20 protein-coding genes are annotated in these 24,068 nt (G+C 31.6%); 9 read left to right on the top strand and 11 right to left on the bottom strand.

Annotation, left to right across the window (positions count from 1 at the left end):
* Positions 1-241 precede the first annotated feature (241 nt).
* The 4 genes from DYE57_RS08430 to DYE57_RS08415 form a co-directional block, all read right to left on the bottom strand.
* Positions 242-4,255: an N-acetylmuramoyl-L-alanine amidase gene (locus DYE57_RS08430; protein WP_115313654.1), complete on the bottom strand. Its 4,014-nt coding sequence runs from the start codon at positions 4,253-4,255 to the stop codon at positions 242-244.
* Between the two features lie 241 nt (positions 4,256-4,496).
* Positions 4,497-4,895 carry a GNAT family N-acetyltransferase gene (locus DYE57_RS08425; protein ID WP_115313653.1) on the bottom strand — a complete coding sequence of 133 codons (399 nt, stop codon included), beginning with the start codon at positions 4,893-4,895 and terminating at the stop codon, positions 4,497-4,499.
* Positions 4,896-4,934: 39 nt separating this feature from the next.
* Positions 4,935-5,405, bottom strand: coding sequence for a DUF2538 family protein (locus DYE57_RS08420; RefSeq protein ID WP_115313652.1), 471 nt, complete (start codon positions 5,403-5,405; stop codon positions 4,935-4,937).
* A 64-nt stretch (positions 5,406-5,469) separates the two neighbouring features.
* Positions 5,470-6,705, bottom strand: a complete 1,236-nt coding sequence (locus DYE57_RS08415) for an LCP family protein (RefSeq protein ID WP_115313651.1) — start codon at positions 6,703-6,705, stop codon at positions 5,470-5,472.
* A 428-nt stretch (positions 6,706-7,133) separates the two neighbouring features.
* On the opposite strand from DYE57_RS08415, the gene DYE57_RS08410 reads away from it, so the two are divergent.
* Together DYE57_RS08410 and DYE57_RS08405 are read left to right on the top strand one after the other, a co-directional pair.
* A complete protein-coding gene (locus DYE57_RS08410) occupies positions 7,134-8,786 on the top strand; it encodes a phospho-sugar mutase (protein WP_115313650.1) in 1,653 nt (550 codons plus the stop codon).
* Between the two features lie 31 nt (positions 8,787-8,817).
* Positions 8,818-10,017 carry a serine hydrolase domain-containing protein gene (locus DYE57_RS08405; RefSeq protein WP_115313649.1) on the top strand — a complete coding sequence of 400 codons (1,200 nt, stop codon included), beginning with the start codon at positions 8,818-8,820 and terminating at the stop codon, positions 10,015-10,017.
* Between the two features lie 68 nt (positions 10,018-10,085).
* Here the strand turns inward: DYE57_RS08405 and rihC are convergent, their stop codons facing one another.
* The 5 genes from rihC to qoxA all read right to left on the bottom strand — a co-directional run bounded on the left by rihC (position 10,086) and on the right by qoxA (position 15,138).
* Positions 10,086-10,994 (bottom strand): ribonucleoside hydrolase RihC, encoded by a 909-nt coding sequence (gene rihC, locus DYE57_RS08400; RefSeq protein ID WP_115313648.1) that lies wholly within the window; start codon positions 10,992-10,994, stop codon positions 10,086-10,088.
* 149 nt (positions 10,995-11,143) lie between these two features.
* Complete coding sequence (gene qoxD, locus DYE57_RS08395) at positions 11,144-11,434, bottom strand: cytochrome aa3 quinol oxidase subunit IV (protein ID WP_115313647.1); 291 nt, start codon at positions 11,432-11,434, stop codon at positions 11,144-11,146.
* A complete protein-coding gene (gene qoxC / locus DYE57_RS08390) occupies positions 11,431-12,036 on the bottom strand; it encodes a cytochrome aa3 quinol oxidase subunit III (RefSeq protein WP_115313646.1) in 606 nt (201 codons plus the stop codon). Before qoxC ends, qoxD begins: the two co-directional genes overlap by 4 nt.
* The gene (gene qoxB / locus DYE57_RS08385) at positions 12,026-14,014 is read right to left on the bottom strand and encodes a cytochrome aa3 quinol oxidase subunit I (protein WP_115313645.1); all 1,989 of its coding nucleotides are present in this window, start codon (positions 14,012-14,014) and stop codon (positions 12,026-12,028) included. Before qoxB ends, qoxC begins: the two co-directional genes overlap by 11 nt.
* The gene (gene qoxA / locus DYE57_RS08380) at positions 14,014-15,138 is read right to left on the bottom strand and encodes a cytochrome aa3 quinol oxidase subunit II (RefSeq protein ID WP_115313644.1); all 1,125 of its coding nucleotides are present in this window, start codon (positions 15,136-15,138) and stop codon (positions 14,014-14,016) included. The genes qoxB and qoxA overlap by 1 nt, the downstream gene beginning before the upstream one ends.
* 1,144 nt (positions 15,139-16,282) lie before the next feature.
* Here qoxA and DYE57_RS08375 point away from each other — a divergent pair.
* The 3 genes from DYE57_RS08375 (at position 16,283) to DYE57_RS08365 (ending at position 19,556) form a co-directional block, all read left to right on the top strand.
* Positions 16,283-16,984 (top strand): YSIRK-type signal peptide-containing protein, encoded by a 702-nt coding sequence (locus DYE57_RS08375; RefSeq protein WP_115313643.1) that lies wholly within the window; start codon positions 16,283-16,285, stop codon positions 16,982-16,984.
* Positions 16,929-17,846, top strand: a complete 918-nt coding sequence (locus DYE57_RS08370) for an LPXTG cell wall anchor domain-containing protein (RefSeq protein WP_198458891.1) — start codon at positions 16,929-16,931, stop codon at positions 17,844-17,846. The genes DYE57_RS08375 and DYE57_RS08370 overlap by 56 nt, the downstream gene beginning before the upstream one ends.
* An 84-nt stretch (positions 17,847-17,930) precedes the next feature.
* Complete coding sequence (locus DYE57_RS08365) at positions 17,931-19,556, top strand: poly(glycerol-phosphate) alpha-glucosyltransferase (protein WP_115313641.1); 1,626 nt, start codon at positions 17,931-17,933, stop codon at positions 19,554-19,556.
* A 333-nt stretch (positions 19,557-19,889) separates the two neighbouring features.
* Here the strand turns inward: DYE57_RS08365 and DYE57_RS08360 are convergent, their stop codons facing one another.
* Together DYE57_RS08360 and folD are read right to left on the bottom strand one after the other, a co-directional pair.
* Complete coding sequence (locus DYE57_RS08360) at positions 19,890-20,207, bottom strand: DUF5011 domain-containing protein (protein ID WP_115313640.1); 318 nt, start codon at positions 20,205-20,207, stop codon at positions 19,890-19,892.
* A 239-nt stretch (positions 20,208-20,446) separates the two neighbouring features.
* Positions 20,447-21,304: a bifunctional methylenetetrahydrofolate dehydrogenase/methenyltetrahydrofolate cyclohydrolase FolD gene (gene folD / locus DYE57_RS08355; protein ID WP_115313639.1), complete on the bottom strand. Its 858-nt coding sequence runs from the start codon at positions 21,302-21,304 to the stop codon at positions 20,447-20,449.
* Positions 21,305-21,506: 202 nt separating this feature from the next.
* Here folD and purE point away from each other — a divergent pair, with 202 nt between their 5' ends.
* The 4 genes from purE to purS are packed head-to-tail and all read left to right on the top strand — an operon-like array spanning position 21,507 to position 24,068.
* The gene (gene purE / locus DYE57_RS08350; protein WP_115313638.1) at positions 21,507-21,989 is read left to right on the top strand and encodes a 5-(carboxyamino)imidazole ribonucleotide mutase; all 483 of its coding nucleotides are present in this window, start codon (positions 21,507-21,509) and stop codon (positions 21,987-21,989) included.
* On the top strand, positions 21,976-23,103 hold the full coding sequence (gene purK, locus DYE57_RS08345) for a 5-(carboxyamino)imidazole ribonucleotide synthase (RefSeq protein WP_115313637.1): 1,128 nt from the start codon (positions 21,976-21,978) through the stop codon (positions 23,101-23,103). The genes purE and purK overlap by 14 nt, the downstream gene beginning before the upstream one ends.
* The gene (purC, locus tag DYE57_RS08340) at positions 23,104-23,811 is read left to right on the top strand and encodes a phosphoribosylaminoimidazolesuccinocarboxamide synthase (protein ID WP_115313636.1); all 708 of its coding nucleotides are present in this window, start codon (positions 23,104-23,106) and stop codon (positions 23,809-23,811) included.
* A complete protein-coding gene (purS, locus tag DYE57_RS08335; protein WP_115313635.1) occupies positions 23,808-24,068 on the top strand; it encodes a phosphoribosylformylglycinamidine synthase subunit PurS in 261 nt (86 codons plus the stop codon). The genes purC and purS overlap by 4 nt, the downstream gene beginning before the upstream one ends.

Raw genomic sequence — 24,068 nt, 5'->3', positions numbered from 1 at the left:
AATAATAAAAAGCTAAGTAACTTTGAAGTAGTAGGAGATGTTCAGACTAAAAGTTGGAATAAAATCTAATTTTGTGAGAGGACATCAGGGGACTTTCAAACTTACTTAGCTTTTTTATGATTGTATAGAGTTTATAAGACAACTATAGGCATTATAAAGAGTAAAAATATCAACTGTTACGTTTACATATAATGAGGGCACCTCTTAGTGTAAATCACTTAAGAGATGCCACAGTTAAACTTTATTTATATACTGGGATTTCGTAGTATTTACCAACTTCACACATAGTGTCATAGAATCCTTTAAGGACTTGAGCATTTACATTTGCCCAGTTAATATCAGTAGCATATTGATGAGTACCAGGTTTTGATGGGTTCCAACGCATTTTATATAGCGTATTTTGTCCAGCTTTAACGTATGATTGTCCGATAAATTGGGCTCCCCCTACAATGGCCTTAGATACTGAAGACCATCCAGCTTGTTTAGCATAGTTAATGCCATCGATTAATGGATTTTCATCATAAGCGCCAATTCCAAATACATTATGATATTTTGTAGGTGTTTGATCAGTGAATTTACCATTCACTACATCGCCACCTTTGGCTAATTGAGATGTACCGTTACCTGTTTCAACTAGAGCATGAGAGATAAGATAAATTTCATTAATGCCGTATTTACGTGCTGCCTCACTGAATGCCGCTCCTTGATTTTCTAATACACCTTTACCTTTTAGTAATTTATTTAACGCATCCACTGAAAGATATTGTGGTTGGTCTAAACGCAAGAATTGGTATTTCAATGTCGGATCATTTGCTAATCGAGTAGTATCCATAGCATATTTAATTTCACTATAATTTGCGTCAGTCCATTGGCCAGCTACATGTTGAACTTGTGGTTTGTATGGAAGATGATATTGAATTGTTGCTGCTTCGTCCAATCTCATTCCAGTATTAACATAATCAATGTTTTCTTTTACAAGATCCGATGATTTAATCCAAACAAATTTGCCATCTAATAGTTGTCCATAGTACCAAGTCACACCATCGATGTTTTTTTGTTTTATAACTGAGAATGGTTGTTCATAATATGGTCTTAATGTATAGCGACTTGATTGTGTAGGATTATTGTAAAAGTAGCTATTATTGTTGTTAATGACAAACGTATATTTATAAGGTGTTGCTTGTGTATTAGTATTATTGTTTGTTAAATCTTTTGCAGCCATCCATCCAGTTTTATTGTTAACAGTTCCATATAAGTATAGATCTTTACCAACATATACTGCTTTTGATGCTCTAAATGTCTTGTTTGATAAAGTCTTAGGTGTAGATAATTGTTGGTTTTTAGTACCCCAAGCTATTGAGTACAGACCATTGTTTGCCTGTTTAACTGTGTATTTACCAACTGACTTAACAGGATTACCAATATTTTGTGTTGTTACATCATTAATATTAACCCAACCTAAAGGTGTATTACGAGTACTATCTTGAAGTAATACATAAGTGTTATTACCTTTTTTACGTTGTTTGTTAATGATGACTGTGCGATTAGCATATTTAGCGCCACTTTTTGCTTTCTTATCATAAACAGATGCTCTTATGCCAGAATTATTAGTTTTAACTTGAGCAATTTTATTTACAGTTTGTGTTGCTGTTTTTTGAGTAGTTTTAGTTGTGTTAGTCGCTTTTGATGTTGCTAACATTTGAGTTGATACTTTTTTATTAGTAGTTGTAGGTTTAGTACTTGTTTCAACTTTAGATGAAGTAACTGGTTTTGTAGCAACCGATCTAACTGCAGTAGGCGTTGTTAGATAGTATTTACTAATCCAACCAGATTTACCATTGACAGTACCATATAAATAAGTTGCTTTATCAATTTGTTGTTGCTTAGTCACTTTAAATGTTTGGTTACCAGTACCTGTAACAGTTCCAGCTACTTGATTGAAAGTGCCCCATGGCACAGTGTATAGTTTAACACCAGCTTTAACATTATAAGTTTGGTTCACTTTAATAGGAGATTTAGCTGTATTATAAACAACGTCATCTTGTTTAATCCAACCATATTTAATGCCTGAGTTATAATCCTGAACTAAATAGAATTTATTACTTCCAAGTGTAGCCGATTTAGTGACTGATAAAGTACGTTGTACTTGGTTAGTAGCTTTACCTTTTTCATCGTACACAGTAGTGTACAAGCCACTGTTTTTAGGTTTAATTTGAGCTACGCCACTTTTAGCAGACACAGTCAATTTATTATTTGTTGATGGTTTATCAGTACTACTAGATGATGGAGTAGATAGATAATATTTACTAATCCAACCAGACTTACCGTTTACAGTACCATACAGATAGATGGCTTTATCAATTTGCTGCTGTTTAGTTGCTTTAAATGTTTGATTACCAGTACCTGAAACTTTGCTAGCTATTTGACTTGGTGTACCCCAAGGTACTGTATAAAGTGTTGATCCAACTTTAACATTATAAGTTTGGTTTATTTTAATAGGAGATTTAGCTGTATTGTAAACAACATCATCTTGTTTAACCCAACCATATTTTTTGCCAGTATTATAGTCTTCAACTAAATAGAATTTATTATTACCAAGTGTAGCCGATTTAGTCACTGATAACGTTTTTTGAACTTGATCAGTTTGATGTCCTTTACTGTCGTACACAGTAGTGTATAAACCACTGTTTTTAGGTCTAATTTGAGCTACTCCACTATTTGCAGATACAGTCAATTTACTACTTGAGCCACCAGAAGGTTTAGTAGAACTAGATGAACTTGTACCCCAAGGTGCAACTTGACCTGTTTTAATTAAATATTTTTCATTAATTAAGTCATATAATTCTGCGTAACTATAGTTATGATTTTTAAAGTATTGATGGGGATCGGCATGATCGGTACCACCAAGATATCTTGAAATAGCATAGTGTGTCCACACAGTACCCTTGCCGTCGTTTTCAGCACTATCTGGTTTTAAACCATAATATTGTAATTGAGTTGCTGCATAATCTGCATAGTTATTCATTGAACGTGCAAATGAGTCATAATCATGTGTGTGTACTATTTCAACATTAATAAAACGTTGATTTCCATAATACCCAGCGCCCCAAGATAAATAGTCAGTAGGAGCAGTTTCAACAATTCTGTTGCCATCTACAAAGGCATGTACGAATGCATTATTGTAATTACGCTTCATGTATGCAATTTCACCGTCGATAGTTGAATTGTCATTCGCAGTATCATGAACTACGATACCCTCTGGTCGTCCTACGCCATTTCTATAACCATATTTAGGGAAGTACGATGTATAGTCCTCTTCAATTTGTGGCGCTTTATAGTTCTTTTTACGTATATAGTCGTTGATTGGTGATTTAACTTGAGGTGTGTATTTAGGTAATGAAGATGTATTGCTACTTACTGAATACAACATTCTTGGTTGTGCGACTGAACTAAAAGTAGTGATTTGATTAGTAACATTTTTTGTTTCATTCGTTGAAGTAGCTTTTTTGATAGAATTTGTTTTAACAGTATTTGATTGTAATTGATTAGTTGTATCTGGCTTATCTGTAGTTTGTTTATTTGTTAGATTATTGATTTGAACACTTGTTGAAACGTTTTGAGTGCTATTAGTAGCTTCGTCTTTTTCATCGTAGTCAAAGTTATAACCAGATGGATTTGTGTTAGTTAATTCTTTATTTGAAGTGTTGTTGTTTCTAGTACTAATTTTTGGTTGACTTACTTCCTGAGCTGTAGTTGTGTCGTTTTTTTGAGCTATGTAATTATTAGTTGTATCTTTACTTTCTGCATTATTAGAAATATCACTTTGCAATGATGTGATACTTTCATTTTGTTGATTCGACGAAACTTGAGAAACAGGTTTTACTAACTCATTAGTTGATTGAGAGTTATCAACGTTTTGATTTGAACCAGTTGATTGATTTTGAGAAGTATTTCTAGAAACATTTAGTTCATCTAATGATGCATCATATATTTTAGTATCTGTATCTTGTTTAAATTGAACTTTTGTTGGGTCTTGGTATGTTTGTGTACCTGATATGTTTTGAGTTGATTGAGTAGCTGTTTTTTTTGCTTGTTCTGTTTGTTTAAGTGTAATTTGACCATCAAGGACATTTTTGTTACTTGTTTGATCCTGTTGGGGTTGTTCTTCCGCATATGCATGATGCGCTGTAAAAGCAGTTCCTACTAACGTTAAAGCAACCATTGACGGTAATTTATAATTGAATTTCTTCGCCATTTTATTATTTACTCCTCGCATGTTTAATATTTTGAATTAATTATAATATTTGTTGTCATAACTGTATTACTTTTAACAGTTTTGTAATCTAATTTTAACCTATATCTCAAATATAAATTTGTGGTTTTTATCTTTAGACCATTGGTAAATCAATACATAATGAAATTATTAGCTTATATTCTACATGTGAAATATTACATTTTAAATAAATGAAAAAGATGATGTTAGTATATAAAAAAGACTATAAAAACTTCTTCATAATAATGTGTTTTATATTTTCTTCGAAAAAATAGTTGGAGTGAGGGGTGTAGCCTAATTTTGAATAGAAGTCTTGTGCTTGTACTTGCGCATGCATCGTTAACTCGTTATAATCATTTTCTCTAGTTATTATTTCTATCGTTTTCATTAAATTTTGACCATAATTTAAGCCCCTGTATCTTTTTAATACTGCCAGACGTTCTACCTTTCCAGTATAATTATTTATCGATCTTATTCTAGCTGTAGCGAAGGGACTATTTTTGTCTATATAACCAACAATATGGATAGAGTTATATTCATATTGATCAATTTCATTTTGTAGATGAACGCCTTGTTCTTCTACAAATACTTTTTTTCTAACGTCAAAGAAATTTTCTAACATTATTCACAAAATGAACGAGGGTTATAAATATCACTATTTTTATAAAGCTTCTTTTCTAACAATCGCACAATATTGCCAAAAAATACGTAGTTGTGCAATGTTCCAATTATTCATACCCATAGTATAACCTGATGGTTTAAATATCGTCACGTCAGTAACCTCTAATGCTGCAGCTATTAAGTATTGAAGAGGTACGCTAATATTTTTCATTGTTTCCGAAATGCCATTTTCATCATATACCCATGTGAATGGTAAGTCGGATTCAAAAACATCAACTTTATTAAAAATTTCAGGTAGAGCAAGAATATAACAAGCACCGTCAACAACAGGATTATCAAAACTATTCTTATAATAAATTAAAAGTGCTTCATAGTTTTCTCTATGTTCATGATTAACATAGAAAAATTCATTTCTAAATAAAGCCATATCTTTACTGTGAATGATTTGTTGTTCGAGTACATTAAACATGCCATTAATATTAGCAACTTTCTCGTATGTTTTACGACTCATATTTTGAGCTCCTCTCTTGAATTTATATAAAGAATGATGTGAATTTAACATTATATAATAGTATTTATTGTATTGCGTTGTTGCTACTGTTATCTATCATATCATTTTGTTGGTCTTGATTTTGGTACTTGTTTACTTCAGTATTCTGTTCTGTTTGAGTGCCATCTTGCATATGTTGTTGATTTTGTTCTTGAGTATCGTTATTAGAGTGATTATCAGTACTATTTTCAGTATGATTGTTAGTTGATTCTTTTTGATTTTTGCGTAGTAGACTCTCGTCTAACTCAGTAAGAGGAATAAGGGAACCATAATGTTTAATAACTCTATAATCCAAGAATTCATCTTTATCTGTAATTTTAGATAAGCCTAAGTCTGAGCGCAAGATATTTGAATATTTCATTATACTTTTTACACTTGGATGATAGTAATAAATATCGTTTAAATAATCATCTTTACCTTTAAGTTGAGAGGTTTTAATATCCGTATCTTCAGTTAAATACATTTTAGCTAAAGATTTAATTTCCTTTTTAGTAAGGTTATGTTTTGCATTTTTACCTACAATATTTATAACGTTATCTAACTTATCAATTGAATCTAAACTTTGGGCCTTTTGGAACAAAATTTTAATTAAATCCATTTGTCTTTGACCGCGTTTTAAGTCGGAATCGTGATGTCTAGTTCGTGCTACTGCTAAAGCTTTGTCACCATTAAGTTTTTGATAACCTTTTTTAATTTTAATTCTACCTGTATCATCACTATTAGGTTCGTTTAAATTGTACGGCACATCGTAATAAATACCACCTAATTCATTTACAGCTTCAACAAACGCTTTCATATTGACACGTACATAATAGTCTGCCGGTACATTCATTGTAGCTTCGACTGCATCCATTGAAGCGATTGGACCACCGTAAGCATGAGCATGAGTAATTTTATCATAATAGCCAACTTTGGGGATATAACTTATAGTATCTCGTGGTATGCTTAGCATTCTAATTTGATGTCTTTTTTGATTAAAAGTAGATAAAATCATAGCGTCTGATCTTGAATGTTCAATACTCTGTCCGTTCTTTTCTCTACCTTCATTATTGTCTATACCTAAGAATAAAATAGAAATAGGTTGCTTTTCAGGATTAACTTTAGAATCTCGTAAGTTAGACTGCCTTTGAGCATCTTTAGCGTCCTGTGAAGATTCAAAAGCGGATTCTGAACTATGATATAACTGGGTAGCAAAAATAATTGGAACAACGAGTAGAACGAATGTTAATAATATTAAAAAAAACTTCAAAAATTTGTTCATTGTTAGTGCTCCTATAATCATTAAAATTTTTAAAATCTATGGTTAGAAATTGTTAATTTTGAATCATCTGGTTGCTATTAGTATATGTACACTATAGCCTTAAATTTTATTACTTTATTGTTAAAATTACAACTCTCAACTACACATTATTTTTACAAAATTCAAATAAAATTTACATTTAGTGTAAGAAATATAAAAAAGATTTTTTAATGGTACCAAAGTACTATAGATTTATTTTCTAATAGACGTATTATCTAATTAAAGTGATTTATCTACGGTGTTAAGTTATAATTAACCTTAGCTAAAGTTATAGAGACATTATATATATTCAATATAAAGGTATTTTTATTTTCAGTGAAAACTTTAATCAAAGATTCAAGCTGTTATTTTCCTTTGAAAATGAGTGTTTTAAAGAAAGGAGATTACTCATGAAACAAGAATGGATAAAACGATTGGATGAAAGTTTAATTCGACCGTTTTATGAGCAACAAACTGATGAAGAGATAGAAGAGGGATTAAGAACACAATTATCTTTTGGGACGGCAGGTATTAGAGGTATATTTGGAATTGGACCTGGAAGAATGAACGCTTTTACTGTTAGAAAGGTAGCTTTAGGTATAGCTAAATTCTTTAAGTCAATTAAGGACAATGTAAGTATTGTTGTATTTTATGATTCAAGATTACTTTCAGATGCTTTTGCTAGAGAAATATCAACAATATTAGCGCAAAATAATATTAAAGTTATCACTTCCAATAAATACAAGTCTACGCCAGAGCTATCTTATGCAGTTAGATATTATAATGCTGATGGTGGGGTTATGATTACTGCGAGCCATAATCCAAAAAATTATAATGGTATAAAAGTTTATAATCAATATGGCGGTCAACTTTTGCCAAAAGATTCAGCAATATTAAGTAATTACATAGAAGAGATAGACAATCCTTTAGATATTGATTGTTTAGGATACAGTGCATTTTTAAAAGATAATCAAATTATTTATGCAAATGATGACCTAACTAATAGTTATAAGAAAAAGGTTATTCAAACTACTGGTAAAATTGAAAAGAAAAAAGCTAAAATTGTTTTGACTAGCTTACATGGTACGAGTTTACCAATTGTAGCAGAGATATTAGATGAACTTGATTATGACAATTATGTAATTGAACAGAACCAATCGAAACCAGACGGTCATTTTCCTACAGTTAATAATCCTAATCCTGAAGATGAAGAGGTATTTAACGATAGTAAAATATTAGCAGAACGAACTGATGCGAAGCTTATAATTGCTACAGATCCTGATGCAGATAGACTAGGTATTGTTGAAAGATTAGCAAATGGTGAATATCGTTATATCAATGGAAATGAAATTGGGCTTATTCTCATGAAACTGAGATATCAAGACTTAGTAAATGCTTCTTTTGAAAGTTTATATATAGTCAAGTCGATTGTAACGAGTGAATTAGGTGAAAAGCTTGCAAAAGCCCTTAATGTAAAGGTTTATAATGCTCTTACTGGGTTTAAATTCATTTCAGATATTTTAAATAAAAATGAAGGTAAAGACGAGAAACTTCTATTAGCTTATGAAGAAAGTAATGGTTATTTAGCTGAGCCGTTTACAAGAGATAAAGATGCAATACAAATTGTTCCATTAATCATAAAATACAAAAATATATTATATGAGAATAATATTACCTTTACAGATACGCTTATAGACATATACAAAACGATTGGCCATTATAAAGATATTAATTTAAGTCCGTCATTTAAAGGACAAGAAGGTCAGATGAAAATTAGAGAAATTATAGACTTCTTTAGAAATGAAAACGTGTATCAGATGTGTGGGTTAAATGTTAAAGCTATAGAGGATTATCAATTGGGAAAGATTAAATATCTTGATAGTGGTTTAGTAGAACAAACACGATTTCCAAATTCTAATTTAATTCGCTTTATTTTTGATGAAGGATTCATAGCTATTAGACCTTCTGGTACAGAACCTAAAATTAAAATTTATTTTTCACTTGATGTAGAAGATATTAATAGTGTGATTGACGAGTTCATGAAGACATATATCGAAAATTAAAGATATGAATGTGTGAGGCAAATAAAAAAATATGAAACTTAATAAATTTAAAATAATATTTTTTATAATTGTATTAGTTACCTTGATTGTTTTAGTAGGGGTGTTAGGATTTAAATGGAATAAACATCATATGGTTGAAAATCATGCTTTAAAAAAGAAAAATGATAATTCAACGTACATTGAAAAAAGAGATAAATCTCTAAAAACGCCAAACAAATTGAAAACTGTATATAAAAAAGACCCCATGTCTAAAGAAATAAATAAATATTTAAATGAAACAAAATTTAGTGGGACGGTTGCAGTGTTTGAAAATGGGAAAGTTAAAATAAATAAGGGCTATGGTTATCAAGATATTGAAAAAAGAAAGAAAAACAGTCCAAATACCATGTTTCTTATAGGATCAGCACAAAAATTTACCACTGGATTATTACTTAAACAACTTGAAGTTGAAAATAAAGTGAATATCAATGATTCCGTCACAAAATATTTACCTTGGTTTAAAATAGATAAAGTAATTACTCTTAAAGATTTGATGTTACATAGAAGTGGTCTTTTTAAATACGAAGCTTCAACAAATATTAAAAATTTAGATCAAGCAGTAAAATCAATTCAAGCGCGTGGTATTAATGAAAATATGTATCATAAGCATGAATATAATGATGGCAATTATCTAGTCTTAGCAAAGGTTATTGAAAATGTAACTGGAAAGCCATATGTTAAAAATTATTACGACCGTTTAGGTGATAAGTATCATTTAAAACATACAGCATTTTATGATGAGAAACCTCTTCAAAATGATATGGCGAAAGGGTATAAATTAAATAACAATACATTTTTATTTTTACGACCAAATATCTTAGATCAATATTATGGAGCAGGTAATTTGTATATGGCTCCATATGATATGGCTAAGTTGATTTCTGAATTACAAAAAAATAAAATTTTCAGTCCTGAGATTACGCACCCTATTTTGCATGAATTTGGTACTGCAGAATTTCCAGAGGAATACAGATACGGATTCTACGTTACCCCTTATTTAAACAGGGGAAATGGTGTATTTTTCGGACAAATATTTACAGTTTATTTTAATGATAAATATATAGTAGTTTTAGGAACTAATGTAAGTAATACTCCAGGCTTTGTAGATAATGAAGATAAGATGAGACATATTTTCTATAATATTTTAAAACAAAAGAAACCATATAATACTGCTGGAGTTAAAGTTAAATAAACATTATGACTTAATAAATAGCCAATAATTCACGTATTCATTGGCTATTTTTAGTGTGTTGAAGTAAATTATTTGCAATTTTTAAGTGAACTTAAAAAGATATCTTTAAATTCGCTTCCTATTGGACTTAATACAACTGAACAATTAGGGTATTGAGAGTTAAAATTAACTACAGTCGCACCTTTAGTATACTTACCATCTAACTCGATTTGTACATCTGCTTCTTTAACGATAAATGACTGAGGGTTAAGTAAATAAAGGATTGTAAATACATCATAGACTTTAACTCCTATGTCAAAATCTTCACTTCTATAATGCTGAAATAGGTTATATAGCATTCGGCCTGTTTCATTGACTTCTTTGAAACTTTTGACAAAATCATATGTAAACATTGCTTTACTAGCTAAATCTAGGCCTACCATTGTAAGAGGTAATCCTGAATTAAAAACGACTTGAGCAGCCTCTGGATCACAATAAATATTAAATTCAGCTAGTGGAGTCACATTTCCTCTTCCAGTACTTCCCCCCATAATGATAACTTCTTTGATATGATTTTGTACCTCTGGATAGCTTGATAAAAGAATAGCAATATTAGTTAATGGGCCAATTGCTACAATTGTAATAGGTTCCTCGCTGTTGATAAGCAAATTTTTCAAAGCTTCAACTGCATGAACTGAGGTTAAATCACTTTCGGAAACAGGTGGAAATTGATAGCCATCCATACCTGATTCGCCATGTACAGGTGCTGCATCGACAATTTGATTTAATAATGGTTTTGAAGCGCCTCTATGTACTTGTACGTTGCTATTAAAAAATTGTTTGAGTTTAAGTGCATTTGCAGTTGTTTTTTCTATGCCAACATTTCCGTTGACAGTTGATATCATTTTCACATCAAATTTTGAATGACATAAAGCTAAACTAATAGCTGCTGCATCATCAATACCAGGGTCAGTATCTATAATAATAGGAATCTGCATGATTGATGCTCTCCTCTCCTTTTAAACAATTTATTTAATTAAGAGTAACATTGTATATATTTAATTTCGACATAAAAAACAAGCTAACAAGAATGTGTTAGCTTGCTTTAAGATAAACAAAGTAGAAACTTTGTTTATTTGTTTCAATTTTATAAGTGGTGAGAGTGTCCACCTTGCATTACCCAGTATGTTCCAATAACAGTAGCTAGAGTAATAATAATTGCAAAGATAACTTTGAATGTTTGAAGACGTCCGTCTCTACCTTCAGTTAAGTGCATGAACATTAATAATTGAACTGCTGCTTGGATGAAAGCAAAACCGAAGATAATAGTTAACTTAGCATGGAATGTCATGTTTGTGTATAGAGTTACAAAAACTGCTAAAAGTGTTAGTACGATAGAAGCAATAAAACCTACTGTATGTTTTACGATTGTATTCATCCGCTATACACCATCCCTATCATATATACGGCAGTAAAGATGAAGATCCATACAACATCTAAGAAGTGCCAGTATAAACTTACTATAAACAACTTAGGAGCATTGTAAGAATCTAAACCGCGTGTGCCGATTTGAATTAATAAGCAAATAATCCACACGATACCTAATGATACGTGGGCGCCATGCGTACCTAGTAGAATAAAGAAACTAGACCAGAAAGAACCAATTGTTGGATTGACACCTTCTTGAGTATAGTGTGCGAATTCGTAAATTTCAAAACCTACGAATACAAGGCCTAAGATAACTGTGATAATCATCCAAATCATCATTAGGTTTTGTTTTTCTTGTCGCATGTAATAAATAGCAATACCACAAGTATAAGAACTTAATAATAACGCAAATGTCATTATTAAAACTAAATGTAATTCAAATAAATCTGTAGTTAATTTACCACCATATCCGCCACCATGTTGCAAAGTTAACAACGTTGCAAATAGGGTGCCGAATAATGCAAATTCAGCTGTAAGGAAAATCCAAAAGCCAAGTTTATTTAATTCGCCTTCATGTGATCGAGAATCAATAGTATTTACATCATGACTCATGACTTACAGCCTCCCTTTCTTTAATTCGAGCTTCTCTTAAACGAGCTTCAGTTTCTGCAGCTTCTGAAGCAGGGATGTGATAACCATGATCGATTTGGAAACTTCTCCAAATTAAAGTACCAAAGATACCTGCTAAGCAGATAAGTGCTGGAACAATTGATTCGAAGACTAAGAAGAAGCCACCAATAGTCATAAAGATACCTATCCAGAAACCTACTGGAGTATTATTTGGCATATGAATATCTTTGTAGTTATGGTTATCTAAATAATGACGACCATGTTCCTTCATGTCTACAAATGTATCATAGTCATTCCAATCAGGAGTGATAGCAAAGTTATATTTAGGTGGTATAGCTGAAGCTGTTGACCACTCTAAAGTACGACCAAGACCATCCCAGTTATCTCCAGTTGCTTCACGTGGAGCTTTGATATGACTGTAAACGATACTTACTACTAGGAATAAGAATCCTACCGCCATCAATAATGCACCGATAGTTGAGATGAAGTTTAATAACCACCAACCATCAGAAGGCATGTAAGTGTATAGACGACGTGGCATACCATCTAAACCTAGAATGAATTGTGGTAAGAAACAAACGTTGAATCCAATCATGAAGAACCAGAAGCACCATTTGTTTAATGTTTCGTTTAATTTGTAGCCCATCATTTTTGGATACCAGAAGATTAAACCAGCTAAGCAAGCAAATACTACACCAGTAACCAATGTATAGTGGAAGTGAGCTACTAAGAAATAAGTGTTGTGATATTGATAGTCAGCTGATGCCATCGCTAACATTACACCAGTAACCCCACCTAATAGGAAGTTAGGGATGAATGCTAATGAGAATAACATAGGTGACTCAAAAGTAATTCTACCTTTGTACAATGTTAACAACCAGTTAAATAGTTTAACTCCGGTAGGAACACCGATTAACATTGTTGAAATTGAGAAGAATGAGTTAATTAATGCACCATTACCCATAGTGAAGAAATGGTGAACCCAAACTAAGAAACTTAAGAATGCGATACCTGCAGTTGCCCAAATCATACTTTGATGACCGAATAAACGCTTACGGGCAAATGTAGGAATAATTTCTGAATACATACCGAATGCTGGTAGGATAACGATGTAAACTTCAGGGTGCCCCCATACCCAGAAGAAGTTAGCCCAAAGCATTGGCATACCGCCATTTGCTACAGTGAAGAACTGTGTTCCAAAGATTCTATCAGCAGTCATTAAAGCAAGTGCTACTGTGAACACTGGGAATGCTAAAATAACAATCAATGTTGTAACAAAAGTAGTTACACTGAACATTGGCATTTGCATGAATTTCATTGTTGGAGTCTTACATCTAAGAATCGTAACAAAGAAATTGATACCAGTCATTAACGATCCTATACCGGATATTTGAATTGCAATCAAGTAATAATTAACACCTGGTCCGGGACTAAATTCACCAGCAAGTGGTGCGTAGTTTGTCCAACCAGTAGCTGGAGATCCACCTACAATAAATGATAGGTTAAATAAAATCATACCAGCGAAGAATAGCCAGAAACTAACGTTATTCATTACAGGGAAGGCAACATCACGAGCACCTAATTGTAATGGAATAACAACATTCCATAAACCAAAGATAAATGGCATAGCCATAAATATAATCATGATTACGCCGTGTGTACTAAAAATTTGATCATAGTGGTTAGCTTCCAAGAATTTATTATCTGGAATTGTTAATTGAGTACGAATTAATAACGCGTCAATACCACCACGAACAAACATTAATACGGCACAGATTAAATACATAATACCGATTTTTTTATGGTCTACGGATGTGAACCATTCTTTATATAGATATTTCCATAATTTAAAATAAGAAATTACAGCTATAAGTCCGATGACTAAAAATGGGGCAGCAATTTGTGCCGAAATAATCATCCAGTTACCTTTAACTAGTAATTGATCCCATGGAAAATTCATTAATGTCCACCTCCATGATCATCGTGTTCTTTTTTTTGAAGTTTAGACGCATTTTCGTCTTTAGCTCCTTTAGAAATTTTTTCCATTTCCTTAGAGTTATGGTTCTCTTCTTTTTTGAACTCATTATCATATTTTTCATTGTTGCCGAGAATCATAGCTTTCATACCATGACGTTCATAGTTAGGGTTTGTAACTTTAACCTTACGAGCTGGCTTAATAGGTTTATCTTTTACATCTTTGTAAAGATCTTTTTCTGCTGTGAAGTTAGGATCTTTTTGTTCAAAGTTGAAACGTTTGTACGCATAAAAGATATATTGAGGATCAGCTGCAGGGTCCACAAACGCCATATGAGTACCATTGAATGTTAATTCTTTATTAGGTGTGCTTGGTAAGAGTTGTTTATCAAATGTATATTGACTTAAAGTTTTCTTACCTTTAGCATCTTTAACCCATTTATCGAAATCACTTTGACTTACAGAGTGAACTTTAAATGTTTGACGAGAGAACCCCTCACCATTGAAGTTAGAGTTACGACCTCTGAAAGTACCTAATTGATCAGCTGTTAATGTCCAATTCATAGTCATACCAGTCATTGCATATTTCTGACCACCTAATTGTGGAATCCAGAAACTTGTCATAGTATCCATTGCTTGAAGCTTGAATACGACTGGACGATCTTTAGGAATTGTCAACGTATTAACAGTTTCAATATGTTGATTTGGGTAGGCAAAGAACCATTTGTAACCAGCGCTTACTGCGTAAACCACAAGTGGGTCCTTGTCTTTTTGAGGTGGTTTTTCATAATCGTATAACGTTTTAACTGTTGGAATAGCTAAAGCTATAACAATTAGGATAGGTACCACAAACCAAATTGTTTCAATTAAAGAATTGTGGTGCATCTTACCAGATTCACTATTTTTATTATAGCTATATTTAAAAATGAAAATAGCAAACATGGAAAGCACAACGACAACAATAACAAGCATGAAGATGATTGAGTAGATGATCAAGAACTTCTGACTACTTGCTACTGGCCCTTTTGCATTAAAAACTTCTACATTTGAACAACCACTAAGTAAAACTAGTGTGCCAAATAATAGAAGCAAAGACTTAAATTTTGACACTTTTTTTGACCTCCTAATACTACAAATGTAGGGCTTACCAATAATTTTAGTTTATTACACAATATTTACAAGAGTCTGTTCAAAAAAAATTATTGTTATATGTAACGGAGGTCGATTGGACCTAGATATGACGGGGTATGTAAGATTTGTTAAAATTATGTGTACATTTTGTGGAAATAGACAAATTTAGAAAGATCACATGTAATGCAACACTTTATTGAGAAAAATTATCACTTAATTGCTTGAAATCTTACTCTCCGTTGCTTAAGAAGAAAACACATTTTTAGAATATTAATGTTAATTAAGCTTCCTAATATCAATTTTTATTATATCTAATATGTATGTAAACTCTGACATAATATTATTTTTATTTTCCAAGTGACTAACCATATATAGAAGTTTTTAGTTTTTTGATATAAAAATGTTAGTTTTGATTAAGAAAACAAAATTTAATTCTATATGTAGATAAAGTGATTATATTTGTATAGATATTACATTACTATTTGCAAATATGTTTAAAAATTACTTTTGATTAATGATGAACATTAAAACTAGAAATACTTATTTGTTTTAAAATTTGAATTTCACATTGTAGTTGTCTGTTCGTTTTGATTCAAGAAAATTACTGTTGGAGTAAAGGATTAAAGTTGAAAGAATTATTTTAAGTTTATTAGTAACTTATACAATTACTGTAAATTTGATGAAGCTAGGTTGAGATATTATATTTGTCCAATCTACTTTTTTACTTTTTCATGCTTTAGAAAACCTTTTATATTCATGTCAATTATGAGATGTTTTGAGACAAATATTAAGATTTCTCATTTAAGAATAAATAAAATTAACTTACTCATATAAATCAATATTAATTAATTTATTAACCAGAATCACTTATATTATTAATATTTATAATGTTTTTTAACTATTAATATTGAGATTAATGAAATGGACATAAATTATTTAATTGTGTCTAAATATTGTATATTTTATTAATATTATTAATATAGTGTAAGGTAATTATTGAATTTTTAAAGAAAATGTATTGTACTTGATTTTAATTTGTATTATTGTAAAACGTATTCGCATAAGAATTATGTGAAAATTGCATATTATTTTAATATTAGATTTTTATTCTTGGAGGAAAAGTATGAAAAAGAGACATCAAGATTCAGTGAAGAAAAGAGAAGATTTTATTTCTAGTAGGCTCAATAAATATTCTATTAGAAAACATTCTGTAGGAATTGCATCAGTTCTTGTTGGTGCAACTTTAATGTTTGGCATAAGTGGAGAAGCTCATGCCGCAGAAATAAGTACACAGGATACACCTACAACATATGAAGATGGTAGTCAATTTAGTAATGACAACTGTGCTGATGCAGATTCATCATATGAGGTGAATACTGAAGACAATCAAGTAACAACTACAGATCAATATGATTATGATAATGATAACGCATATATGGAAAATACTTCATACACAGACTGTGGTGGAGAATATGATAATGATTGTGATGGGGATGCTGATGCAGACGCGGATTGTGATGCAGATAGCGATGCAGACAGTGATTCAAACGTAGGTTCTAATGTAGATACAAGTGCTGACTACGATGCAGACTATACTACTGATAATGATTCAAGTGTTGATAATAATATAGATATAGACGGAGATGCGGACGCGGATTGCGATGCGGATTGTGACGCAGATGCAGATAGCGATACAGATACTGACAGCAATATAGATATAGACGGAGATGCGGACGCGGATTGTGACGCAGATGCAGATAGTGATGCGGATGCAGATTGTGACGCAGATGCAGATAGCGATACAGATACTGACAGTAATATATGATATAGACGGAGATGCGGACGCAGATTGCGATGCGGATTGTGACGCAGATGCAGATAGTGATGCGGATGCAGATAGTGATGCGGATGCAGATTGTGACGCAGATGCAGATAGCGATACAGATACTGACAGTAATATAGATATAGACGGAGATGCGGACGCAGATTGCGATGCGGATTGTGACGCAGATGCAGATAGTGATGCGGATGCAGATTGTGATGCGGATGCGGATTGTGACGCAGATGCAGATAGTGATGCGGATGCAGATTGTGATGCGGATGCGGATTGTGACGCAGATGCAGATAGTGATGCGGATGCAGATAGTGATGCGGATGCAGATTGTGATGCGGATGCGGATTGTGACGCAGATGCAGATAGTGATGCGGATGCAGATTGTGATGCGGATGCGGATTGTGACGCAGATGCAGATAGTGATGCGGATGCAGATAGTGATGCGGATGCAGATAGTGATGCGGATGCAGATTGTGATGCGGATGCGGATTGTGACGCAGATGCAGATAGTGATGCGGATGCAGATTGTGATGCGGATGCGGATTGTGACGCAGATGCAGATAGCGATGCAGACAGTGATGGTGATTCGGATAATGATACAGGTGATAACACAGGTTCTCATTCTAATCAAGAATCTCATGGTAGCAACGCAATTAAATATGAAAATGAGACTAGTGCAATAACTAATAAACAACTTACTAAAAAAGGTAGTCATTCAAATGATGAATCATTGCCTAAAACAGGATTAGAAACTCAGTCAAACGGTACTTTATTTGGAACATTATTCGCAGCAATAGGTGGCGTATTTTTAGCTGGTAGACGCAGAAAAAATAAAGGTAATAAAATAAACTAACATTTTTACCATTATTTATGTAGCGTGGAATAAAACCAGATCTCAAAAGGTCTGGTTTTATTTTTAAAGAGAATGGAGGCTACAATGGATTTTGAAACTAAAATAAAGAGATTAATTGCTTATATAAAAAGTAAAATAAAAATTGATAACTATGTCTTCGTAAGTATTGGCGGACCAAAATTTAAAGCACAAGTAAAATTATTCAAAAAAACAAATTACCTCGAGCATAATATTTTAAAATTAGGATATCAGTTTAAGAAAAAAACAGGTACATATCCTATATGGGTAAAGGTAGATGTTGTTCAATCTACAAAAAAAGTATTATTTAAAGATTTGAAAATTTCTTTAGAGAAAACTAGAAGAAACTATGTAGATTTTGGTATTGCATTTGATAGTCAGTGGGAGTTGACATTAATAGCTGAAGAGATTAATGCTAATGCTTTTGTAAGACCTAACAACACGAATAATCAATTGTATCTCTCTGAAAAAAATATAAATGCGTATCTGGTTAAGTACACTAAACATAAGAAAGTATTTAGTAATGATTTTTATAATGGTAAAGAAGTTATTAAATTTTATACTAAAGGTTTTATGTTAGATAACGATGCGTATTTTGAATTACATAATAATCGTTATGAGCAAAATTTAAGAAAAGTACATGATTTAGGTAGTGAAATCGACCGTTTAATATTAAACAGTACTGATTTTTTACAAAGTATGATCTTAGAAAATGGAAAATATGTGTACGGTTATTTCCCTCATTTTGATAATGAGATAGGGTTCTATAATATTTTAAGACACTCTTCGTCAACTTATGCATTGATAGAAGGTTTGTCATACTTAGGAAAGAATTTAGATCCCGCTAAAAAAGCTATTGATTATGTAATTAAACATAATTTAATGGAGCAAGATAATAGGGGATATGTCTATGAAGATACGAACGGAATCAATGAAATTAAGTTAGGACAAAATGCTTCCTTTATATTTGCAGTGTGTGAATACTTAAAATATCAAAAAAATGACTTATATTTAGAAAAAGCTCAAAAAGTTGCTCATGGTATTTTAACGATGATTAATGAAGAAACTTATGAAACAACACATATATTAAATTATCCAGATTTGTCATTAAAAGAGCAATATAGAATCATATATTATGATGGTGAAGCAGCTTTAGCTTTACTAAGATTATATCAGCTAGACAATAATAAGTTATGGTTAAATACAGTTGAAAATTTAATGAATCACTTTATTGATAAAGATTACTGGAAATATCATGATCATTGGTTAGGTTATTGTACAAATGAGCTAGTTCAAATTAATCCTCAAGATAAGTATTTCGAATTTGGTATCAAAAATGTGAATACTTATTTAGATTTTATCAAGCAAAGAGAGACAACTTTTCCGACTTATTTAGAGATGTTAATTGCAACATATCGTCTAATTCAAAAAGCTAAAGATACAGGTAGAGAAGGCTTAGTTGCTAAATTAATTGATGAAAAGTATTTAATTGATGTTATTGAAAAAAGAGCTAATTATCAACGAGTAGGTTATTTTTATCCTGAAGTAGCAATGTATTTTAAAAATCCTGCTAAAATTCTTGGTGGATTTTTCATTAAGCATCATGGATATCGAGTCCGTATTGATGATATTGAACACTATCTTTCAGGGTATGTTCAATATCAAAAGGTATTTAAAAATATTAGTGATTAAATCATTCGGGGACTACTAACACATTATTTTAGTGATAGGTTAATTACTTTTTAAAGATAACCAAATGAAAACATTTATAAATAATAGTATTAAAAAGCAGTCAAATGATAAAGTTCATAAGACTGCCTTTTTTTAATATATTGATTTATCTGGATAATTTAAATTGAAATATTGAACTAATATCTACTACTATATATGATCAATTTCTTTTTAATGTTGAATTTCTAATCTAAAGGCCATTTCTAGACTCTCAAAGTACCTTTGCAAAAAATAATATAATTAAAGTTAAATTTCAAAATCTCAAATTTTATAATTAATTAACTAATTGATGAGTTATTTAACTTCAACATGTCTAATAGATGTTTTTTCTGCTCCATCAGAGTCTGTTACTTTGTATTCTACTGCATATTTTCCTGTTTTAGATGTATCTACTTGACCGTCGACTTTAATTTTATGTGTTAAGTCACCGTCTTCTTTATCATAAGCACTAATACCATTTAATAAGTTATATTCTTGGCCTTTTTCAATAACGACATCATTTACACCTCGTAGTTGAGGCTCAGTATTTGTAGTAGCTTCTGCATTTAAATTTGGTGTCACTAATGTAGCTGAAACTCCAAGTGCTGATAATGACTGTAGTAATTTGTTCATCACTTAACCTCCGTCTTGTAGTCGTTTACGATATATATAATATACTTTAAAATTAATGTATATACATCATGCTATGGTCTTAATATACCCTAATGTTAACAAAAATTAAATATTTTTTTAGTAAATTTCAATAAAGAATATGTAAAATGACAACTATTTTAAATTATAAAAACTTCAGATAATAGAATTCTGTTGCTTTAAAGGGAACAATAATAAATTTAATCATATATTCGTGACTACTATTTAATACCACGTCGCATTTTTTCTGCCAACAAAGCATTATTAAGCACCATTGTAATTGTTAATGGCCCCACTCCACCAGGTACAGGAGTTATGGCTCCGGCAACGTTTTTAACTTCATCATAATCTACATCGCCCTTTAATTTTCCATTTTCATCTGGTGTATTACCTACATCAATAACAACTGCACCTTCTTTAACTACATCTTTTGTAACCAATCCTGGTTTACCAACTGCGCTTACTATGATATCAGCATTTTTTAGATATTCGCTCATATTTTTAGTACGTGAATGTAAAATAGTTACAGTGCAATTAGCTTGAAGTAGTAACTTAGATACAGGTTGACCTACGATATGACTTCTCCCAATTACAACAGCATTTTTTCCTTCTAAATCTATGTCAGAATGTTTTAATATTTCCATAATTCCTAATGGAGTGCATGGTATAAACGTTTGTTCATGTATACACAGTTTTCCAATATTGGTAGGGTGGAAACCATCTACATCTTTGTCAGGATTGATCGCTTCTAAGACTTTTTGTTCGCTGACTTGCTTAGGTAAGGGAACTTGCACTAATATACCACTTACTGAATCATCATTATTTAATCGCCCTAATTCATTGAGTACTTCTTTTTCTGTTGTTGATTCATCTAAATGAATTATCTCTGAAATCATGCCAATTTCTTCGGCTGCTTTTTTCTTTGATTTGACATAACTTTGACTAGCATCATCATTACCAACTAAGATAACTGATAATTTTGGTGTAAACCCTTGTTTATTTAATTCTTCTACTTGATCTTTTAACCCCTGTCTATATTCTTTTGCAATTTGTTTGCCATCTAAAATTTTAGCGACCACCTAAAACTCCTCCTTATAATTAACTAATATCTTAACTTTAACATTAATATCAAAGTGATTAATAGTCAAAAGACGTAAATTAAATTTAAAATTAACAATAAAGTTCGATTTTGATTGAAAATTAATGCTACTGTTGTTATGCTATATGTGTAATATACAACTATTTCTTATCATAATCCAAAATTTTGAAAGGATGTACAAAGTGAAAATAGCAGTCATTATGGGTAGTTCTTCAGATTGGAATATTATGAAAGAAAGCTGCGATATGCTAGAAAAATTTGGAATACCGTATGATAAAAAAGTTGTCTCAGCACATCGTACGCCTCAACTCATGTTCGAGTTTTCAAGTACAGCTCGCCAAAATGGTTATGACATTATCATTGCAGGTGCTGGTGGTGCAGCACACTTACCAGGCATGGTAGCATCAATGACAACATTGCCTGTAATTGGAGTACCAATAGAGTCTAGAAGTTTGAAAGGGTTAGACTCATTACTTTCAATTGTTCAAATGCCAGGAGGTATACCGGTTGCAACGACAGCTATTGGTAAATCTGGTGCGAAAAATGCAGGTATATTAGCCGCAAGAATGTTAGGTATGTATCACAAATCAGTACAAAAGAATTTGGAAAATTACGAAAAATCTTTAGTCGATAAAGTGGAGGAAATGCAAAATGAGCTTCAATAAATTAAGTTTCGGCTCAACAATCGGAATTATTGGTGGCGGTCAATTAGGGAAAATGATGGCACAATCGGCTCAGAAAATGGGATTTAAAGTTATTGTTATTGATCCTAATGAAGATTGTCCGTGTCGCTATGTTGCTCACCAATTTATTCATGCTAATTATGATGATGAAAATGCTTTAGAACGCTTAGGTGAAAGTTCTGATGTGATAACCTATGAATTTGAGAACATTTCCTCTAAGCAACTAAAACATCTAACTGAAACATTTAACATTCCCCAAGGTTATCAAGCAATTGAAATACTACAAGATCGTTTAACTGAAAAACAATCATTACTAGAAGCAAAAACACAAATTGTTCCATTTTTATACATACAAAACGAACAAGATTTAGTAAAGGCAATAAAAGAATTGGGTTATCCAATTATCATTAAAACACGTTTTGGTGGTTATGATGGAAAGGGACAAATTTTAGTTGAAAATGAAGAAAATCTAGAAGCGGCTAAAGATTTAATTAAAAAACAAGAATGTGTTGTCGAACAATATATTGATATAGATAAAGAGGTTTCTTTAACAGTTACGATTGGAAATGATCAACAAACAACATTTTTCCCATTACAAGAAAATGAACATAGAAATCAAATATTATTCAAAACAATTATACCAGCAAGATCAGACAAAGAAAAAGAGGCGCGTAAAGAAGTGAAAAAAATAACTAATGTTATCCATTTTGTAGGTACATTTACTGTGGAATTCTTCATAGATAAGACAAATACATTATATGTAAACGAGATTGCACCACGTCCTCATAATTCAGGTCATTACTCGATAGAAGCTTGCGATTATTCTCAATTTGATACGCATATCTTGGCAGTAACTGGTCAAAAGTTACCTCAACAAATTGATGTGCTTAAACCTGCAGTGATGATGAATTTATTAGGTCGTGATTTAGATCTACTAGAAAATGAATTTGGTGAACATCCAGAATGGCATGTGCATATTTATGGTAAGTCAGACAGAAAGCCTGATAGAAAAATGGGACATATGACATTACTTACGGATGATGTCAATCAAACAGAGCAATATATGTTAATGAAATTTGAAGGGAGAGACAAATAAGTGTCTTTATTATATGAAGGAAAAGCCAAAAAAGTATATACAACTGAAACTGAAGGCCAATTGCGAGTAGAATATAAAGATGAAGTTACAGCTGGCAACGGTGCAAAAAAAGACACAATGGTCGGCAAAGGAAAGTTAAATAATCAAATCACATCTATTATATTTGATTATTTAACACGCCATAATATCGACAACCATTTTATTAAACAACTCTCAGAAATAGAGCAATTAGTACAACAAGTTAATATTATTCCATTGGAAGTCGTAGTGAGAAATATTGCTACAGGTTCTATTACAAAACGTCTAGGTTTTAATAAAGGACATCAATTTGAAGAACCATTAGTAGAATTTTTTTATAAGAATGATGATCTTAACGATCCACTTATAACGGATGACCATGTTAAATTACTTCACATTGCTAATGATGATGATATTGTCACGCTAAAACAAATGGCAAAAGATATTAATAAAATATTGATTCAACTTATGGATGAGATGGAGCTTAAACTTATCGATTTCAAAGTTGAATTTGGTAAAACAAATAAAGGAACTATTTTACTTGCAGATGAAGTTTCACCAGATACATGCAGAATATGGGAGAAATATTCAGATACAAATTTTGACAAAGATGTTTATAGAAATGACACTGGCTCTCTCATTGATACTTATCAAACATTTTTAAATAAATTGGAGGATCTTAAATCATGAAGACGATTGAATTACATATCACATTACAACCACAGGTACTAGATATACAAGGACAAGCACTTAATAGAGCTGTTCATGACTTAGGTTATACACAAGTTAATGATATACGAGTAGGTAAAGTTTTATATATGACTGTGGATGAAGCAACTGATGAAGCGGTCAATAATATTATTACTATCTTAAGTGAAAAACTTTTCGCAAATACAGTGATTGAAGAATATAGCTATAAAGTGATTGATGAAAAGGAGAAAGCATAA

It is taken from the genome of Staphylococcus saccharolyticus, from assembly GCF_900458815.1.
GTDB classification, from domain to species: Bacteria; Bacillota; Bacilli; order Staphylococcales; family Staphylococcaceae; genus Staphylococcus; species Staphylococcus saccharolyticus.
This window is presented reverse-complemented; position numbering and strand designations above follow the sequence as displayed.

Excerpts from the sequence above, each read along its gene's own strand:
- DYE57_RS08365 (WP_115313641.1), top strand. The coding sequence starts at position 17,931 with ATGGATTTTGAAACTAAAATAAAGAGATTAATTGCTTATATAAAAAGT.
- purK (WP_115313637.1), top strand. The coding sequence starts at position 21,976 with ATGAGCTTCAATAAATTAAGTTTCGGCTCAACAATCGGAATTATTGGT.
- DYE57_RS08370 (WP_198458891.1), top strand. The coding sequence starts at position 16,929 with ATGCAGATTGTGACGCAGATGCAGATAGCGATACAGATACTGACAGTA.
- DYE57_RS08405 (WP_115313649.1), top strand. The coding sequence starts at position 8,818 with ATGAAACTTAATAAATTTAAAATAATATTTTTTATAATTGTATTAGTT.
- rihC (WP_115313648.1), bottom strand. The coding sequence starts at position 10,994 with ATGCAGATTCCTATTATTATAGATACTGACCCTGGTATTGATGATGCA.
- qoxD (WP_115313647.1), bottom strand. The coding sequence starts at position 11,434 with ATGAATACAATCGTAAAACATACAGTAGGTTTTATTGCTTCTATCGTA.
- qoxC (WP_115313646.1), bottom strand. The coding sequence starts at position 12,036 with ATGAGTCATGATGTAAATACTATTGATTCTCGATCACATGAAGGCGAA.
- DYE57_RS08360 (WP_115313640.1), bottom strand. The coding sequence starts at position 20,207 with ATGAACAAATTACTACAGTCATTATCAGCACTTGGAGTTTCAGCTACA.
- DYE57_RS08420 (WP_115313652.1), bottom strand. The coding sequence starts at position 5,405 with ATGAGTCGTAAAACATACGAGAAAGTTGCTAATATTAATGGCATGTTT.
- DYE57_RS08415 (WP_115313651.1), bottom strand. The coding sequence starts at position 6,705 with ATGAACAAATTTTTGAAGTTTTTTTTAATATTATTAACATTCGTTCTA.
- DYE57_RS08425 (WP_115313653.1), bottom strand. The coding sequence starts at position 4,895 with ATGTTAGAAAATTTCTTTGACGTTAGAAAAAAAGTATTTGTAGAAGAA.
- DYE57_RS08410 (WP_115313650.1), top strand. The coding sequence starts at position 7,134 with ATGAAACAAGAATGGATAAAACGATTGGATGAAAGTTTAATTCGACCG.
- DYE57_RS08430 (WP_115313654.1), bottom strand. The coding sequence starts at position 4,255 with ATGGCGAAGAAATTCAATTATAAATTACCGTCAATGGTTGCTTTAACG.
- purS (WP_115313635.1), top strand. The coding sequence starts at position 23,808 with ATGAAGACGATTGAATTACATATCACATTACAACCACAGGTACTAGAT.
- DYE57_RS08375 (WP_115313643.1), top strand. The coding sequence starts at position 16,283 with ATGAAAAAGAGACATCAAGATTCAGTGAAGAAAAGAGAAGATTTTATT.
- qoxB (WP_115313645.1), bottom strand. The coding sequence starts at position 14,014 with ATGAATTTTCCATGGGATCAATTACTAGTTAAAGGTAACTGGATGATT.